This is a genomic window from Marinomonas algae (assembly GCF_047525555.1).
In the GTDB taxonomy this organism is placed as follows: domain Bacteria; phylum Pseudomonadota; class Gammaproteobacteria; order Pseudomonadales; family Marinomonadaceae; genus Marinomonas.
In genome coordinates, this window is sequence record NZ_JBLIXK010000001.1 from 905,128 (window position 1) to 922,035 (window position 16,908).

Below are 16,908 nucleotides of genomic sequence, written 5' to 3' on the forward strand. Positions count from 1 at the left end.
TTCAATTGTTAGGCCAACTCTTGTAACAACCAGGTAACAAAAAAAGGCGACCTCAGATGAGGTCGCCTTTTTAAAGCAAGATTAATCAATATTTAACGAGCTCTATTAAGCGTTAAGAGTAAGAACACTCGTTTTACTAATTCGATGACGGTAAATCTCGCGAAGATACTTAATGGCATTCTTCACGTTATTTACGTCTAAACGAATATCATTAATAGACACGAAGCTTTGTGGGCTCTCAATAAGCTCACGGTACTTCTTCTCATACATAGGCTTAATCGCATACCAGTTCGTATCAAGGATCTTAGCTGGGTTTTCATAAGCCGTGAAATATTTATCCACTAAGGCATCATCAAATTCATCTTCTTGAATCATGCTGATAATGGCTTGGTCTATTTCATTTGTATAACGGAACTCATCGCGCGCAAAGCAACGTTTCATGTAAGCGACCATCAAGGTCAAAAAGTCATCACTTAAACATGGGCTTTTTGCAATCAAAGTGGTCAAGGATAGGTTTGCCGATGCACCAATAACAAGCGCGTAACGCTTCAATGTGGTGTTTGGGCATAAACGGTTCAAATGCATTTTCAAGCGATTCAACGCCGTGAATGACAACTTGTAATCTCGTGGTAGAGAGATAATAGACACAATAGATGAACAGTTTTTAAAGAAGTGCAGATGATTTAACGTGCTCGCATCAAAACCGCTCTTTCTGTATACCTTAATCGCATCGCGATATTTCTCTGACTCAACAGGCAACACACTAACCCCTTCAATTGCAGAGGTTTCAGCATTGAAATGCGGCAATTCGATCGAACGACAGAATAAATCATCAATATCAACATTGTCTTGGCGAACACCATCATTCACAACACTTTCGGCGTAAGCGACCGCAACAGGGCCCGCCAAACTCATAAACAAGTCATTGGCATCCAAACGAATGGTTTCAGAAATATCAATACCAGCTCGACGGAAGTAATCTTCATCGTAATCGGTTGTTACCGCTTGAGCGGTCAAGATATTAAAGATCTGCTGGGAAATATACTGGTTCGCATATTTCTCCATTGTATTGACATCGATACTTTCAACATCGCCGCCGTTTTCTTCTTCCGCATAACGCATAATATCGTTAGATATCAACATCATGGAATTCCAAGGGCGGATACGCTCCATTACATCTTCAGGTAATTCGTCGTTGTCTCGCTCTTCGTTGTAAGAGAAGTTCCACTCTTCAGATATGTACTTGGTCAACAAACGACCAGCATTGATATGAAGCGCTTCTGAAATCTCGACATTCTTTCCAGAGATGTTCGGTAAAATACAAATACCAGAGGTAAAAATAGGTTCAAACACAAAGCTGTGTCGCTTATCAGCCAAACGGCTTTGACTTTGATCCGAACGGTAGTCGAAGGTTTTACTCAAATAAGAGAACTGTTGAGCCAAGCCAAATTCAGACGCCATACCAGAACCAGTACCACCACCCGCACTAAAGATGTAAAAGTAAAGTCGAGATTGGTTCGCTTTGATGCCGCAAGAATCAACAAGGTAGGAATGCAACTGCTTCCACTCTTCATTGATAAAGGTCGTTGCGTCTTTATTCAGGATAATCTTAGCTAGATACTGACCTAAGATTGGAGCATTACCAGCACCACCAGCATGAACTTCGGACAAGTCCATGATTTGTAACTTTTTATATTCTTCTAAGAACTGCGCTCGGCCCTCATCATTAGAGAAACGAATGCGGCCTTCAATGTCTTTATCTAAATCACCCAATAAGACGATTGGCTCAATAAGGAAAACAGGCTTAAACCCATCCTTATCTTCCATTGGTAAATGCTTTCTGATCCATCGCATCGGGCGGAACTCTTGCTCGCCATCCAAGATGTCTTGGTTCTCAATCTCACGCATGTAGTTTGCTCTTGCTTCATATACCAAAGAAGCAACATCTAACGCGATATTAGATCCACAACGCCCTAAGCCAATCAGGCAAACTGATGGAAAAACCTGCTCATTTACACCATCTTCATCCACTAACTGCGGGTGAATCTTATTACGAACAACATCAAGATTTTCTAAAATCTGTTCCAGATTCGTTTCAGTAAAATAAAGATGTTCTATTGGGAGTTTTTCTTGGCTCATGCGGTATCCTTTTTGAAGCAAATTACTTACAACAGATAATTTGGACTGTTTACTCAACAACCCCAAGCAGACATGCAATCTGTAAGATATACGATTGTTTAGTCATATTCTTATAAACAATATGCAAACAATATCATCCTTATATAGCAATGACACTAATATGCTTAATGAGAATTTAAAATAAGTTCAAGTTTTTTCAAAAATGGTGAAAGATACAGAGAACCAGAAAACTACAACTTCTTTTCCAACCATCTAAAAAGGGTTGAAATGTTCAAAAAATAGACTACATTTATATGGTTATATCTGGTAAATCAGACAACTATTATAACGGTGGCTGTTTTGTCGATCTCTTCAATATCAAACAACTCATTATATTTGCCTTCTCTCTCAATGCAGGCAGACAAAGACACACACTCGAACCCTCGAGAGGCGTCTGGCTTTGTGCAAATTTCAGATCAAGCTAAGCATCTACTTGCCAACCAAAACCAAGCAGACCTACTAGAAAAAACAGAGGAAGAAAAAGAAGGAAAAGAGACGGTACAAATTACATCAAGCATTGGTCGTCTCTCTCGAATATCCGGACTGCAGCGAGAAGAAGTCGCAGACCTATATCGTTCTATTGATAACTTAAGCTAAAGATTAGCTAAACGTCAGTGTATACCCAGCAACAGCTAAGGCTTCAGCTTCCCGTTGCAGATTTGCCAATGTTAGCGGTCGCCCATCTAGCCATTCAGGCAAAAACTCAGCATGCAAACTCTTACCATCTGCCTTTAAAGTGAAAATTGGCATATCGCCCTCTTTCCTATCATCATGCAGCAATATCGACAATCTCAGAAGAATGGATAAACCATCTAAATCCTGTTGATCACTTTTTGTAAATCGATAATCCAACGATTGGGTAAATTTACGTCGATGGCGCAAAATCAAATTGGCCAGAGCCTGCTGTTCCTGCTGAGAAAAGCCCGGCATATCTGACTCTTTAATAATGTAAGCTCCATGTTTGTGGTATCGACTGTGAGAAATCCCAACCCCCACTTCATGAAGCAAACCAGCCCAACGGAGCAAGTCTTCACTAGAAATGCTGTTTAGGTTCCAATCGTCTTTCACTTGCGCAAGCGCAGACAAAGCCGTGTGCGTAACCAATTTCGCTTGTTCAGTATCAATATGATACTGATTCAACATATAGTTTACTGTACGCTCACGAATGTCTGTTTCAGCATATCGTCCCATGATGTCATATAAGACACCTTCACGAAGTGCGCCGCTTGAGAAGTCCATTTGTTTAATAGAGAAACACTCAAAAACGGCCGTTAAAATCGCAATACCTGCTGCAAACGTATTTTTTCGTTCAGGTTTCAGCCCTACTAGATCAATATTATCTGCATGACCTGCGGCGAATAACGCCTTTTGAATTTGTTTTAGTGTTTTTGGGGTAATTCCTTTTTTGCCCCAGTTATTTTCTTTAATGATATTAAACGCTGCTTTGGCCGTACCAGATGAACCAATCGCCACATCCCATGACTCATCAAGATAATCATCTTGGATACTTAATAATTCTAATCGTGCAGCGGTCACTGCTTTTTGGAAGTTCGCTTTATTAATAACACCATCATCAAAGAAGCGCTTTTTAAAACTCACACATCCCATATGAAGGCTTTCGGTGAGAATAGGCTCAAGCTGCTGCCCAATAATAAATTCAGTACTGCCTCCACCTATATCAACCACTAATCTTTTTGCATCACCATGATCCATGGTTCTGGAAACGCCGACATAAATCAATCGGGCTTCTTCCCTACCTGCAATGATTTCAACTGGATGACTCATGATATCCATGGCCTTGCCAATAAAGTCATATCGGTTCTTTGCGACTCGTAATGCGTTGGTTCCCACAACTCGAACCGACCCTGCTGGCATATCTGCAATCACTTGAGCAAATTGCGCTAGGCAATCTAAACCTCTTTGTTGTGACTCATCATCCAAGTGACTGTCCACCAAACCCGCTGCAAGTTGAACCTTTTCACCGAATTCACCAGTGATGCGCAGTTGTCCGTGCGTAACTTGAGCTGTAACCATGTGGAAACTGTTTGACCCAAGGTCAATGGCTGCGATTTTTTCAAATGGAAAATCATGAGATTGTTGCAGAAAGAGAGATTGCATTGACGTCGCCTTATGTCTCAGAAATCGTAGTAAACACAAAGTATATCAGTTGAAGAGACACTTCATGATTAACAAAGCATCAAAAACAAGCCGTGTTAGATGAATTTTTTATAAATCTAAACCTAGTTTTGTGAAAATCAAGCACTAAGGAACTATTAATAGATAAAAACCCTGAACTTGATCAAAAAATTAACAAAAAAGTGGATTTTTCCTGAATTTGACTATAGACCTCACCTTTAAGTCGAACTATAGTACTGACTGTTGGAATAGGAATGTAGAAGTATATCTTTCTTATTTTAACTCCAATCAAATTGTTTCGCGCTGTATTGGCTTACCCGAATCGGGTCTTTCAAACAGGAGCAAAAACTAAATATTATTGCTCCATGTTTTTTCGTGCCGAGTAGCTGATACATTGTTAAATACTTCCAGACATAGATTATGGTTACTTATTAAGTAGCACTGATTCCGTCATTTTTCCTCAGATGAGCTAATACAAAAAAACCCATTTATGAACCTTACCGACTTAAAACAGAAATCAGTACACGAACTTTTAGAAATCGCATCAGAAATGGGCCTAGATAATATGGCTCGCTCTCGTAAACAAGATGTTATTTTCTCAATCCTAAAGCGTCATGCCAAAGGCGGAGAAGACATTTACGGTGACGGTATTCTAGAAATTCTACAAGACGGCTTCGGCTTTTTACGTTCACCTGACTGCTCTTACCTAGCAGGACCAGATGATATTTATGTCTCGCCAAGCCAAATCCGACGTTTCAACCTTCGTACTGGCGACACAATCGCTGGGAAGATTCGTCCACCTAAAGATGGCGAACGCTACTTCGCATTATTGAAAGTCAATGAAATTAACTTTGATAAGCCTGAAAGCGTTCGTAACAAGATTCTTTTTGAAAACTTAACACCTCTGTTTCCAGATGAGCGTTTATTAATGGAAGCAGGTAACGGCTCCACTGAAGACGTTACATCTCGTATCATCGACCTTGTTGCCCCAATGGGTAAAGGTCAGCGTGCCTTGGTTGTTTCTCCGCCTAAAGCGGGTAAAACCTTCATGCTACAAAACATCGCAAATGCCATCACCCGCAACAGCCCTGATTGCCACCTGATCGTTCTACTTATTGATGAGCGCCCAGAGGAAGTAACAGAAATGTCTCGCACTGTGCGCGGTGAAGTATTGGCGTCTACCTTTGATGAGCCACCAGCACGTCACGTACAAGTTGCTGAAATGGTAATTGAAAAAGCCAAACGCCTTGTCGAACATAAACGTGATGTTGTGATTCTGCTTGACTCCATTACCCGTCTTGCTCGTGCTTACAACACAGTCATTCCTTCCTCCGGTAAAGTATTGACCGGTGGTGTGGATGCTAATGCGTTGGAGCGTCCAAAACGTTTCTTTGGTGCTGCTCGTAACATCGAAGAAGGCGGTAGCTTGACTATTATCGCAACAGCGCTTGTTGATACTGGCTCAAAAATGGACGAAGTGATCTTTGAGGAATTCAAAGGTACAGGTAACTCAGAGCTTCACCTTGATCGTAAAATTGCGGAAAAACGTACTTTCCCTGCGATTAACATTCGTCGATCTGGCACACGCCGTGAAGACTTATTAACGTCTGAAGACGAGTTACAACGCATGTGGATTCTTCGTAAGTTATTGAATCCTATGGAAGATGTTGCCGCAACAGAATTCCTAATCGATCGACTAAAAGTAACTCAAACAAACGATGAGTTCTTTGAGTCTATGAAAGGCAAAAACAAATAAGCTTGCCTATACGCAAGACAAACAAGCCACTTGATTAAAGTGGCTTTTTTTTACCTACATTAACAGATTATTATCACCAGTCAGTGCCTCAATCTTTGTAGACATGACTTGTATCGGAGCTTTATATGGAAGACCTTACCGCAAAGGTAAACACTGTTGAGTTAATTAACAAAGATGTATATCAAATTACTTTGCAGGTAAATGACCTCTCTTTTATTGCAGGTCAATACTTAATGATTGCCTTACCAACAGGGGAACAAGTTCCTTACTCGATTGGTAGCGCTCCTCACGAGTTACCTAACCTTACCCTATATATTCTTGTTTCGGACCCAGAGTCATTAGCTCATAAAGTGGTAGAACATATTAAATCAAACGAGACAATCACAATTAAAGCTCCTGGTGGCGACTGCCATTTAGACAATGGCGTTTTACATTCTGCACCAGAGCACATTTTATTAATTGCTGGCGGCACAGGATTCGCACAAATAAAAAGCCTTTATAGCTCATTGGTTGAGCAACAATTTCCTGGGAAAGTTTCCTTCTATTGGGGATTAAGAAGTTCGGAAGATGTCTTTGCACAAGCTTGGTTAACAGAAGCGAAAGAAAGCGCACCTTTCTCAGTGGATATTATCGTCAATGAAAGCAATGACACATGGCAAGGAAGAACCGGCTGGCTGTATGAAGCGGTTTTGAAAGATCACCCAGATTTGAGTAATTCTGCGGCCTTCATCTGTGGTTCTGTCGGAATGGTTTACGGCACATTAGACCAACTTGAGCTGAAAGGATTAACACAAGAACACTGCTTCTCTGATGTTTTTGCTTACGCACCACGTCCAGCTAAGCCAAGTCTGTAGCTCTTAATTTAACAATAAAAAAAAGAGAGGCCTGTTAAAGGTCTCTCTTTTTTTATTGCTACCTTGTTGAAATTTTTTAGTCTGCTTGTTTGCAGACTGCATTCCATAATGCAAGAATTTGCTCTTGATCTGCTTCCACAACACCCTCTGCAACAAGCGTTTCTTTTAACACGTCAGTGAAGGCAGCATCAAATGCACTTTTACCTTCGCCTTCTGTACTACTATGAAGCCCTAACAGACCTAGAAGATAAGCACAGTAAAACAGCTGATCTCCTTCTTCTGCTTGATGCTCCATTTCACGTAATGTATCACATAGCTGATCAGCACGATCTGCAAACGTTATTGTCATATTTAATCTCTTTCTCTTAACTACTTAGTAGAAGTGCTATAAAAAAGCTGGGACAGACCCAGCTTTTCAGTACCTTATTTTTATTGATGCAAAATTAAGGTTTTAGGTTCAATGTTGTTAGTGTTCGTTCACGGATAGACAGTAATAAATCCGTATTCTCAACCAACGACTCACCGTATGAAGGCACCATTTCCTTCATTTTTTCTTGCCATTCTGGTGTCGCAATACGATCTTTAAAGCAGCGTTCCATAATACCAATCATTGTATTGACTGTTGTCGATGCACCCGGAGACGCGCCCAACAATGCCGCTAAAGAACCATCTTCTGTTGTGATCGCCTCAGTACCAAATTCTAACTTACCGCCACCTTCAGCATTTTTCTTAATGATTTGAACTCGCTGGCCAGCGTAAGCAAGTTTCCAATCTTTATCCTGAGCATCAGGGAAAAACTGACGTAAAGAATTACAACGATCTTTATGGGACTGTCTCACTTCACTGATCAAGTAACGAGTTAGATCCATATTGTTCTTACCAACACTCAACATGGGTTTAATGTTGTCGAACTGGATACTTTTCGGTAAATCGAAGAAGGACCCCGTTTTTAAAAATTTCGTCGTAAAGCCTGCAAATGGGCCGAACAAGATCGCTCTTTTCCCATCGATAATACGAGTGTCCAAATGCGGAACAGACATAGGTGGCGCACCAATCGGTGCTGCACCATACACTTTCGCAAAATGCTGATCGACCAATTCTGGATTTTCACAAACCAACCATTGACCACTTACAGGGAAACCACCAAATCCTTTTCCTTCTTTCACTTCTGCTTTTTGCAATAACGGCAATGCGCCGCCGCCAGCACCTAAGAAGACAAATTTTGCGTCTATAACAGAGCGAGTACCATTCTGCTCAATCGTCACATCCCAGCGGCCATCCGCTTTTTTCTTCAAAGCTTTTACTTCTGTGTTCAAGCTTAAGTCAAAGTTTTCGACACTTTCTAAGTGCTTCACCATATTACGAGCGATCGCACCAAAGTTCACATCAGAACCATGTTCAATACGAGTCGCAGCAAGCGGCTCATCACCGCTACGATTATTCATAATGAGAGGCATCCATTCGCTCATCGTTTCACGGTCTTCCGTGTACTGCATTTCTTTAAAAGCAGGGTGAGCGCTCATTGCTTCATAGCGAGCCTTCAACATTTTGACGTTATTTTCGCCCCATACGAAACTCTGATGAGGAACACGATGTATAAATTCTTGAGAAGATGGCATTAGACCTTGTTCAACAAGGTATGACCAGAATTGAAGACTTACTTCAAAAGCAGCATTAATATTCACTGCCTTGTCGATATTAATTGAGCCGTCTTTATTTGGAGAGGTATAGTTCAGCTCGCAATAAGCAGCATGCCCTGTACCAGCATTATTCCAGCCATCAGTACTTTCTTTCGCTACACCGTCCAAACGCTCAACCATCATCATGGTCATATTAGGATCTAGTTGCTTTAGGAGCATTCCTAGGGTCGAGCTCATAGCACCGCCCCCGACTAGTAAAACATCTACAGAATTTGAGGTCATAGGATTTCGCCGTGTCTTAGCCAATAGTGAATTTCAGAGTGATTAGAAAGAAGGCTTTTGGCCAGCAATCAATACACAATTAAGGTAATTGCATTACTTTCTTGTCTTTTCTCAGAACGCGGTTTTATTGCATTTAAACACTGTCTATTCAAAGACAGATAACCCATAAAAGGTCTTATACAGATATACAACTGATTATACGGATTTTATGTATAATGTCTTGGATGCTAAAAGCAAAAATGTAGATATATTCGAAGCTTGAAAAGCCAGTTAGGCGACATTCGATGATCTTGTTAACACAATATTGAATTTTAACAACATTAACAAAAACCATGCTTCGATTTTGCTAATGTATTAAAATTATAATATTGAATATAAATATACTAAATCTCCACTTTCAGTGATAGAAATCAAACGCAGGGGGGTAGGCAATGAAAGCACAAGATATTATGACTCACAATGTCATCAGTGTGGATATGGATGATCGTCTTCCTGATATAAAGAAAATCATGGAAACCCATGAGTTTCATCACTTGCCAGTCACCGACAATGGAAAGCTTGTCGGCATTATCTCAGATCGAGACCTTTTGCGGCTCATAAGCCCCTTTATCAACAAGGTATCAGAACAACCAAGAGACACAGATACCCTAAATCGAGCGGCTCATCAAGTCATGACTCGCCAACCGATTGCGGTGAAAGCAGAAACATCAATAGAAGAAATTCTAACTTGGTTTAAGCAACTAGACATATCTTGCCTACCTGTCATCGATGAAGATGAACAGGTTATTGGCATGATATCTTGGCGTGACTTGATTAAGCACGCCACATTTAAAAATTAATGGGTTTTCGCCTGATCACCAAGCGAGTCTTCTAAATCGGCAGCCGTGAATTCATACTTCTCGGCGCAGAACTGGCAGTCCGCTTTGATACTGCCTTGCTCGATCAATATTTCACGCACTTCTTCTTGCCCAAGAGACATCACAGCATCCATAGTGCGTTGACGAGAACAAGAACAACCAAACTGCATTGATTTAGTATCGTACAAACGCACTTCTTCTTCATGATACAAACGGTGTAATAACACTTCCGTTTCAAGCCCTAATAGCTCTTCCTCGTTTACTGTTGAAGCCAAATGAGTAAATCGCTCCCACGCGTCTTCATCACCTTCTTTTGCTTGCTCACTCGGTAAACGTTGCAAAAATAAACCGCCGCACTGAGCACCATTTGCCGCCAACCAAACTCGACTAGGCAATTGTTCAGATTGAGCAAAATACTCTTCCAGACACTCAGATAAAGTGTCCCCTACAATCTCCACAATACCTTGGTAACGCTGCCCATTTTTCGGCTTAATCGTGATGGCCAAATAACCGCCAGCCAGTACTTCTTTTAAGGAAATCACCTCTGGGACTTCTTGGCTGTCATCCCACTGCGCGATGCCACGGAGATTCTGATGTTCGTCACATTCCGTCATCAGAGTTGAAAGAAAACCATGACCTTTCGCTTGAATAGATAACACACCATCAATCTTGATAATATCTCTTAACAAGGCAATCGCAGCGACAAATTCACCCAGCAACTTTTCCAAAGGTAATGGATATTCTTTACGCTTAATAATGTCTTGGTAGGCACTGTTTAAAAAGACACGCTCACCACGAACATTCGTGCCATCAAACGAAAAACGTTGGATTTCATTTATTGATACATTACTCACAAAATACACCTTACTCAGCCCAAACGTCCTGAGTTAAAAATTCCTATTAATATTTCCGCTATTTTACCCCTGTGATACCGAATCATCCACTTTAAAGCGTGGATAAACTGGGAATATGCAGACTTACTATTTCGTTTACACGAACGGCACTCTAAAATGTTCTCCATGATATTTAAGCGTCTATTTTTACTTCTCATAGTCGAGATAAGAGATTTCTAGTTTTTATGATCCAGTTTATTGAAGTTAGCTTACAGCGTGGCACTCAGTTTTTACTTGAAGACGCAGATCTCACGATATTCGAAGGCCAAAAAGTCGGCCTAATTGGCGCAAACGGCGCCGGAAAATCCTCATTGTTTGCCATGATAAAAGGCGAATTACATGCTGATACAGGTGAGATTATTCTTCCAGGTAATCGCCGCATTGCTTTCATGGCGCAAGAAGTAGAAGAAACACAGCGTAGTGCCTTGGATTATTGCTTAGACGGTGACGATAGATTACGACTCATTGAACGCAATATTGCAAAAGCTCAAGAAAATGGTGACGACCACGCTCACGCAACTTGGTTAGGCGAATATGAAACAGCACACGGTTACACAGCTCAGTCCAGAGCCGAGACGCTGCTTCAAGGTTTGGGCTTTAAAATGTCGGATATGCAGAAGCCCGTTTCGGACTTTTCTGGTGGTTGGCGAATTCGTCTAAATCTGGCTAAAGCATTAATGTGCCCTTCTGACGTTCTTTTACTTGATGAGCCAACCAACCACTTGGATTTGGACGCTGTGATGTGGTTAGAAAACTGGTTAAGACAATATCCAGGCACTCTTCTACTTATTTCCCACGACCGAGACTTCTTAGACGGAATTTGTAGTCACATTGTTCATGTTTATCAAAAACGCCTGACGCTTTATAAAGGCAACTACTCAGACTATGAACGCCAACGTGCAGAACACCTTGCTCAGCAACAAGCTAACCATGAGAAACAATTAGAGAAGCGCGCACACTTACAGCAATATGTTGCTCGTTTCCGCTACAAAGCAGATAAAGCAAAACAGGCTCAAAGCCGCTTGCGCATGTTGGAAAAAATGGAAATCATCGGGCCTGCGCACATAGACTCGCAATTTCAATTCTCCATTCCTGTTGCAGAGAAAACCTCACAACAGCTCATCGATTTATCGCAAGCTGACTTAGGCTATATGTCTGAGACAAATGAAGCATTAGTGCAACTAGGACAAACTAGCTTCACTTTACGAGACGGGCAACGCATTGGCTTACTTGGTCCTAACGGAGCGGGCAAATCTACACTGATAAAGTCCATTGTTGGTGAAATCAAAATATTATCCGGCGACCGTGTAACCGGAGAAAACCTGAAGATAGGTTATTTCTCTCAACACCAGCTCAGCGCTCTAGATTTAGAAGCCTCGCCTTTGCTTCATATTCAACGCTTGTCACCAAAAGTCTTAGAAAGTGATATTCGTCGCTATCTTGGCGGCTTTGGATTTATTGGAGATGACGCACTGCGCCCTGTAAAAGGCTTTTCTGGCGGTGAAAAAGCGCGCCTAGCGTTATCGCTGATTTCATGGACCAAGCCCAACTTATTGGTACTCGACGAACCAACCAACCATTTAGACTTGGATATGCGTCAAGCCTTAACCGAAGCCTTACAGGAATTCCCTGGCGCTATTTTATTGGTTTCCCATGACCGTCACCTTTTAAACAGTACCGTCGATGAATTCTATCTGGTCGCTGATAACCAAATTCAAGCATTTGATGGCGATTTACCTGCTTACCATGCGTGGCTACAGGCTCGACAAGCCAGTGAGACCCAAGCGGAAAAAAGTGAACAAAACGTTGGCAAAGTCGAAAAAACAGACCGTAAAGAAGAGCGTCGTAAAGCAGCCGAGATGCGAGAAAAGCTACGCCCTTTGCGCAAGCAAATTGAGAAGTTTGAAAAAGCCGTTCAAACAGCACAAGAACATCTCGATAAAATATCAGATGCCATGTCAGATTCCTCACTTTATGAGGCAGAGCAAAGGGATAAATTACAAGCTTTACTAAGCGACGAAGCCAAATGGAAAAAAGCGTTAGCAGAAAGTGAAGAAGCTTGGTTTGAAGCCCAAGAAGAATTAGAAGAAGCGGAATCAGAACTGGGTATGTAATAAGTGTCGAGAAAGACCAAGTAATTAAGAAAACGCGTAAACATTGCTTTAACACCAAGCATTTGAACCCGTACTGACTTAATATTGTCATAATACTAAAGTAGATTTACAAACAGCGAAAAGGAGAGATATTGGATGACATTTCCATATACTCGTATGCGCCGCATGCGTAAGAATAATTTTTCTCGTCGACTCATGCGCGAGCACCACTTAACTGCAGATGATTTAATTTATCCGATGTTTGTTATTGAAGGAACAAACGTGCGCGAAGCCGTGCCATCCATGCCAAATATTGACCGTGTCTCTATCGATTTACTTCTAGAAGAAGCAAAAGAATTGGTCGAGCTAGGCATCCCAACCATTGCTTTGTTCCCTGTTATTAATAATGATAAAAAATCCTTGCTCGCTGAAGAATCTTATAACCCAGACGGACTGGTTCAACGTGCCGTTAAAGCTTTAAAAGCGGCTTTCCCAGAGCTGGGTGTACTAACAGATGTGGCACTAGACCCTTATACAACACACGGTCAAGACGGCATCATCGACGATACAGGTTATGTCTTGAATGACGTCACAGTCGACACACTTGTTAAACAAGCATTGTCTCATGCACAAGCCGGTGCAGATGTGGTGGCGCCATCCGATATGATGGATGGTCGAATTGGTGAAATCCGCGACGAATTAGAAGCGGGAGGCTTTATTAATACATTAATCATGGCGTACGCGGCGAAATACGCTTCAGCTTATTACGGCCCATTCCGTGACGCAATCGGTTCAAGCGGTAACTTAGGTAAAGGCAATAAATTCACCTATCAAATCGACCCAGCGAATTCTAATGAAGCCATTCGTGAAGTTATGCTAGATTTAGAAGAAGGTGCCGACATGGTCATGGTAAAACCTGGCATGCCTTACCTAGATATTGTCCGCAGAGTAAAAACAGAATTAGAAGTACCAACCTTTGCTTACCAAGTCAGTGGCGAATACGCCATGCACATGGCAGCGTTTGAAAAAGGTTGGCTTGATAAAGATACGGTAATGATGGAATCGCTCTTAGCATTTAAACGTGCTGGAGCAGATGGCATCCTAACCTATTTTGCAAAGGACGCAGCACACCTATTAAAAAAACAATGATTCCATGACCTTTCAGTCGCCTTGTTAGCTTTATTAGATAACAAGGCAGAAAGTTTGGAAGTGACATGTTTTCAGGTTGTGTAAGTCAATGTCGTTAGTGAATGGTTACTGATCTTTGCCGATATTCAATGCAAAGACACCAAATATATAAAAGACGGTATTTAGGAGTTAATAAAACCCATGTCTGAACAACCTGAAGTTAAAAACATAGAACCTAACATTGCTCTAGTACCGGACTTAGCAATCGATGCTGTAATAGAAACCGTAGCAGAAGAACTTGTGCTAGAACCGATTCCTGAACAACCACAAGATTCAAGCAAAGTCGCGATTGAACAACGCCTACCAGAAGAAATTGACTTAGCGGACCCTGAACTCTACTTCAACAGAGAGCTAAGCCATCTTCAGTTTAATGCTCGCGTGCTTGAACAGGCGATGGATGAAAACCATCCAATCCTAAACCGTCTCATGTTCTTATGTATTTTCAGCTCGAATATGGATGAGTTCTTTGAGATTCGAGTAGCAGGTTTAAAAAGTCAGGTCGAATACAGCCGTGAAGAAAACGGCCCTGATGGCATGCACCCGAAACAGGTTCTAAAACTAATTAGTGAACGAGCACATAAATTGGTTCGTCGCCAATATAAAATCCTAAATGACATCATTTTTCCAAAACTAGCGGAAGAAAACATTCGCTTTGTTCGCCGTACTTTATGGACAGAAAAAGAGGCTGCATGGGTTAAAAGCTACTTTAATGACAATGTTTTACCTGTCATTAGTCCAATCGGTTTGGACCCAACACACCCATTCCCACGCCTTGCAAACAAAACCTTCAACTTCGTCGTAGAGCTTGAAGGTCGTGATGCTTTCGGCCGAGAAAATGGGCTAGCAATTGTACCTGCACCAAGTTCTTTGCCACGCTTGGTCAAATTGCCAGATGATGTGTGCGAAAGCGGTGATAACTTAGTTTTCTTGTCTTCTATCATTCACGCTCACGCAGATCAGCTTTTCCCTGGAATGACCGTAAAAGGCTGTTTCCAATTCCGCCTAACACGTAACGCGGATTTAGAAGTCGACTCTGACGATATCGGTGTCGACTTAGCTGGTGCTTTACGTACAGAGTTACAAAGCCGCCATTACGGTAGCTCAGTAAGACTTGAAATAGCAGAAAATTGCCCTCTGCACATTGTTGACTCTCTACTCAAACAATTTGATTTGGAGCAGGCTGATTTATACCGCATTGATGGCCCAGTAAACCTAAGTCGTTTAATGGCTGTCATTGATCTGGTTGATCGCGGCGATCTCATGTATTCCCCTTTCTCGCCAGGTTTACCTAGAAAACTGTCGAACTCTGCCACAATTTTTGAAGCGATTAGACAACGCGATTACTTATTGATGCACCCGTTTGAAAGCTTCGCTCCCGTTATCGACCTATTAAGTGAAGCCGCAAAAGATCCTAACGTAGTTGCCATTCGCCAGACCCTTTATCGTACTGGTGCCCGCTCACCTATTGCCAATGCATTGGTGGAAGCGGCTCGTAACGGCAAAGAAGTAACCGTTGTTATCGAGCTTCGGGCGCGTTTTGACGAAGCAGAAAACTTGGCGTTAGCAAGCCGACTACAAGACGCAGGCGCAATTGTTGTATACGGCGTAGTACGCCATAAAACTCACGCAAAAATGATCATCATCGTCCGTCGAGAAGGCTCCGAGCTTAACCGTTACGTACACTTAGGCACAGGTAACTACCATGCCGGTAACGCTCGCCTTTATACAGACTACAGCTTCTTAACATGTGATAAAGAAATTGGAGATGACGTTCATCGCGTCTTCCAACAACTAACAGGAATGAGTAAAGAGCTGAAAATCAAAAAGCTCCTACACGCTCCATTTACATTACGAGATCGTCTATTAGAAATGGTTAACAGAGAAGCTGAAAATGCTCTTAATGGTGACCCTGCTCGCATCATCATTAAAGTTAACTCGTTGACTGAAAAACGATTAGTACAAGCTTTATATAAAGCCTCTCAAGCGGGTGTGAAAATCGATCTGATTGTACGCGGTATATGTACTCTGCGCCCAGGTGTCAAAGGCGTATCATCTAATATCCGTGTGCGCAGTGTCATTGGTCGATTCCTTGAACACACTCGCGTTTACTACTTCTACAACAACCGTGATCCGCAGGTTTATTTATCCAGCGCAGACGGTATGGAGAGAAACTTAAACAACCGTGTAGAAGTTGCTTTTCCGATCCAAGACTTTAAATTGGCTCGACGAGTTAAAAGAGAACTTGAAGCCTACTTGTCGGATAACACGCAAAGCTGGTTATTACAAAGTGATGGCTCATATCAGCTGTCTAAACCACGAAAAGACCAATACAGAAGCGCTCAACGCTTCCTATTGAGTGAACTGGCTAACAGCATCCGTTAATTAGTGGATAAACACCTAAGTTATTCACAATCAATAACTTAAATGGCGTTTCACTGCTCACATAATCCCCAATAGAAGCATCCATTGGGGATTTTTTATTTTCAGCAAAACAAAAGATTTCAACCTAAGTAAATAAGATATTTGGATAAGAGTTTACTCAGATCTGTTGAATAGTACTGAAGGAGAAATTTGAGCGGATTCTATATCTAGATAAAAGGTAATTGTGATTTTTCATTTATACTAACGTATCGAGTCACAAGGCAAGCGTAGTAGTTGAGTGTCTTGGTAGTCATTTACGCAGACGCGTTGAGGTACGAAACAGGCGCAAGTAAATGACCACTAAGACGCTCTTGTTTCTAATCTGATCTGTTCCTATCTCTGTTCCAAATCAGACCTTCCATTTCCAACAGACGAAAAAAAGCCCCGACAGCTTAGCTATCAGGGCTTTCTTAATTATAAGCTTGTCGACTTACTGCTCTCACATGCATATCTGCAATAAAAAACCCCACACAGCGTTTGCTATGTGGGGCTCTTAGTATTATAAGCTTGACGACGACCTACTCTCACATGGGATCTCCCACACTACCATCGGCGATGGCGCTTTTCACTTCTGAGTTCGGGATGGGATCAGGTGGTTCAACGCCTCTAT

General features: G+C 41.7%; 12 protein-coding genes and 1 rRNA gene. 7 read left to right on the plus strand and 6 right to left on the minus strand.

What is annotated here, in order from left to right:
- Window positions 1-105 precede the first annotated feature (105 nt).
- Complete coding sequence (locus tag ACMUMQ_RS04250) at window positions 106-2,139, minus strand: hypothetical protein (protein WP_414680762.1); 2,034 nt, start codon at window positions 2,137-2,139, stop codon at window positions 106-108.
- A 339-nt stretch (window positions 2,140-2,478) separates the two neighbouring features.
- Between ACMUMQ_RS04250 and ACMUMQ_RS04255 the strand changes: the two genes are divergently transcribed.
- A complete protein-coding gene (locus ACMUMQ_RS04255; RefSeq protein WP_414680763.1) occupies window positions 2,479-2,775 on the plus strand; it encodes a hypothetical protein in 297 nt (98 codons plus the stop codon).
- Between the two features lie 3 nt (window positions 2,776-2,778).
- Here the strand turns inward: ACMUMQ_RS04255 and ACMUMQ_RS04260 are convergent, their stop codons facing one another.
- Complete coding sequence (locus ACMUMQ_RS04260; RefSeq protein ID WP_414680764.1) at window positions 2,779-4,296, minus strand: Ppx/GppA phosphatase family protein; 1,518 nt, start codon at window positions 4,294-4,296, stop codon at window positions 2,779-2,781.
- Window positions 4,297-4,804: 508 nt separating this feature from the next.
- Between ACMUMQ_RS04260 and rho the strand changes: the two genes are divergently transcribed.
- Window positions 4,805-6,070 (plus strand): transcription termination factor Rho, encoded by a 1,266-nt coding sequence (rho, locus tag ACMUMQ_RS04265; protein ID WP_414680765.1) that lies wholly within the window; start codon window positions 4,805-4,807, stop codon window positions 6,068-6,070.
- Window positions 6,071-6,195: 125 nt separating this feature from the next.
- Window positions 6,196-6,924 carry an NAD(P)H-flavin reductase gene (locus ACMUMQ_RS04270; RefSeq protein WP_414680766.1) on the plus strand — a complete coding sequence of 243 codons (729 nt, stop codon included), beginning with the start codon at window positions 6,196-6,198 and terminating at the stop codon, window positions 6,922-6,924.
- A 76-nt stretch (window positions 6,925-7,000) separates the two neighbouring features.
- Here the strand turns inward: ACMUMQ_RS04270 and ACMUMQ_RS04275 are convergent, their stop codons facing one another.
- Together ACMUMQ_RS04275 and mqo are read right to left on the minus strand one after the other, a co-directional pair.
- Window positions 7,001-7,273, minus strand: a complete 273-nt coding sequence (locus tag ACMUMQ_RS04275; protein WP_414680767.1) for a hypothetical protein — start codon at window positions 7,271-7,273, stop codon at window positions 7,001-7,003.
- 94 nt (window positions 7,274-7,367) lie between these two features.
- Complete coding sequence (gene mqo, locus ACMUMQ_RS04280; RefSeq protein WP_414680768.1) at window positions 7,368-8,846, minus strand: malate dehydrogenase (quinone); 1,479 nt, start codon at window positions 8,844-8,846, stop codon at window positions 7,368-7,370.
- 431 nt (window positions 8,847-9,277) lie between these two features.
- Here mqo and ACMUMQ_RS04285 point away from each other — a divergent pair, with 431 nt between their 5' ends.
- Window positions 9,278-9,685 (plus strand): CBS domain-containing protein, encoded by a 408-nt coding sequence (locus tag ACMUMQ_RS04285; protein WP_414680769.1) that lies wholly within the window; start codon window positions 9,278-9,280, stop codon window positions 9,683-9,685.
- Here the strand turns inward: ACMUMQ_RS04285 and hslO are convergent.
- Window positions 9,682-10,557 carry an Hsp33 family molecular chaperone HslO gene (hslO, locus tag ACMUMQ_RS04290; protein WP_414680770.1) on the minus strand — a complete coding sequence of 292 codons (876 nt, stop codon included), beginning with the start codon at window positions 10,555-10,557 and terminating at the stop codon, window positions 9,682-9,684. The genes ACMUMQ_RS04285 and hslO overlap by 4 nt on opposite strands.
- Before the next feature lie 224 nt (window positions 10,558-10,781).
- Here hslO and ACMUMQ_RS04295 point away from each other — a divergent pair, with 224 nt between their 5' ends.
- The 3 genes from ACMUMQ_RS04295 to ppk1 all read left to right on the plus strand — a co-directional run bounded on the left by ACMUMQ_RS04295 (window position 10,782) and on the right by ppk1 (window position 16,259).
- Window positions 10,782-12,710 carry an ABC-F family ATP-binding cassette domain-containing protein gene (locus ACMUMQ_RS04295; protein ID WP_414680771.1) on the plus strand — a complete coding sequence of 643 codons (1,929 nt, stop codon included), beginning with the start codon at window positions 10,782-10,784 and terminating at the stop codon, window positions 12,708-12,710.
- A gap of 135 nt (window positions 12,711-12,845) precedes the next feature.
- Window positions 12,846-13,838 (plus strand): porphobilinogen synthase, encoded by a 993-nt coding sequence (gene hemB, locus ACMUMQ_RS04300; RefSeq protein ID WP_414680772.1) that lies wholly within the window; start codon window positions 12,846-12,848, stop codon window positions 13,836-13,838.
- 180 nt (window positions 13,839-14,018) lie between these two features.
- Window positions 14,019-16,259, plus strand: a complete 2,241-nt coding sequence (ppk1, locus tag ACMUMQ_RS04305) for a polyphosphate kinase 1 (protein WP_414680773.1) — start codon at window positions 14,019-14,021, stop codon at window positions 16,257-16,259.
- A 544-nt stretch (window positions 16,260-16,803) separates the two neighbouring features.
- On the opposite strand, the gene rrf is transcribed toward ppk1, so the two are convergent.
- A 5S ribosomal RNA gene (rrf, locus tag ACMUMQ_RS04310) occupies window positions 16,804-16,908 on the minus strand; the annotation flags it as partial.

Bases quoted from the DNA above. Each gene is read 5' to 3' on its own strand.
- ACMUMQ_RS04270 (WP_414680766.1), top strand. From the start codon at position 6,196: ATGGAAGACCTTACCGCAAAGGTAAACACTGTTGAGTTAATTAACAAA.
- ACMUMQ_RS04285 (WP_414680769.1), top strand. From the start codon at position 9,278: ATGAAAGCACAAGATATTATGACTCACAATGTCATCAGTGTGGATATG.
- hemB (WP_414680772.1), top strand. From the start codon at position 12,846: ATGACATTTCCATATACTCGTATGCGCCGCATGCGTAAGAATAATTTT.
- ACMUMQ_RS04260 (WP_414680764.1), bottom strand. From the start codon at position 4,296: ATGCAATCTCTCTTTCTGCAACAATCTCATGATTTTCCATTTGAAAAA.
- ACMUMQ_RS04250 (WP_414680762.1), bottom strand. From the start codon at position 2,139: ATGAGCCAAGAAAAACTCCCAATAGAACATCTTTATTTTACTGAAACG.
- rho (WP_414680765.1), top strand. From the start codon at position 4,805: ATGAACCTTACCGACTTAAAACAGAAATCAGTACACGAACTTTTAGAA.
- ppk1 (WP_414680773.1), top strand. From the start codon at position 14,019: ATGTCTGAACAACCTGAAGTTAAAAACATAGAACCTAACATTGCTCTA.
- ACMUMQ_RS04295 (WP_414680771.1), top strand. From the start codon at position 10,782: ATGATCCAGTTTATTGAAGTTAGCTTACAGCGTGGCACTCAGTTTTTA.
- ACMUMQ_RS04275 (WP_414680767.1), bottom strand. From the start codon at position 7,273: ATGACAATAACGTTTGCAGATCGTGCTGATCAGCTATGTGATACATTA.
- mqo (WP_414680768.1), bottom strand. From the start codon at position 8,846: ATGACCTCAAATTCTGTAGATGTTTTACTAGTCGGGGGCGGTGCTATG.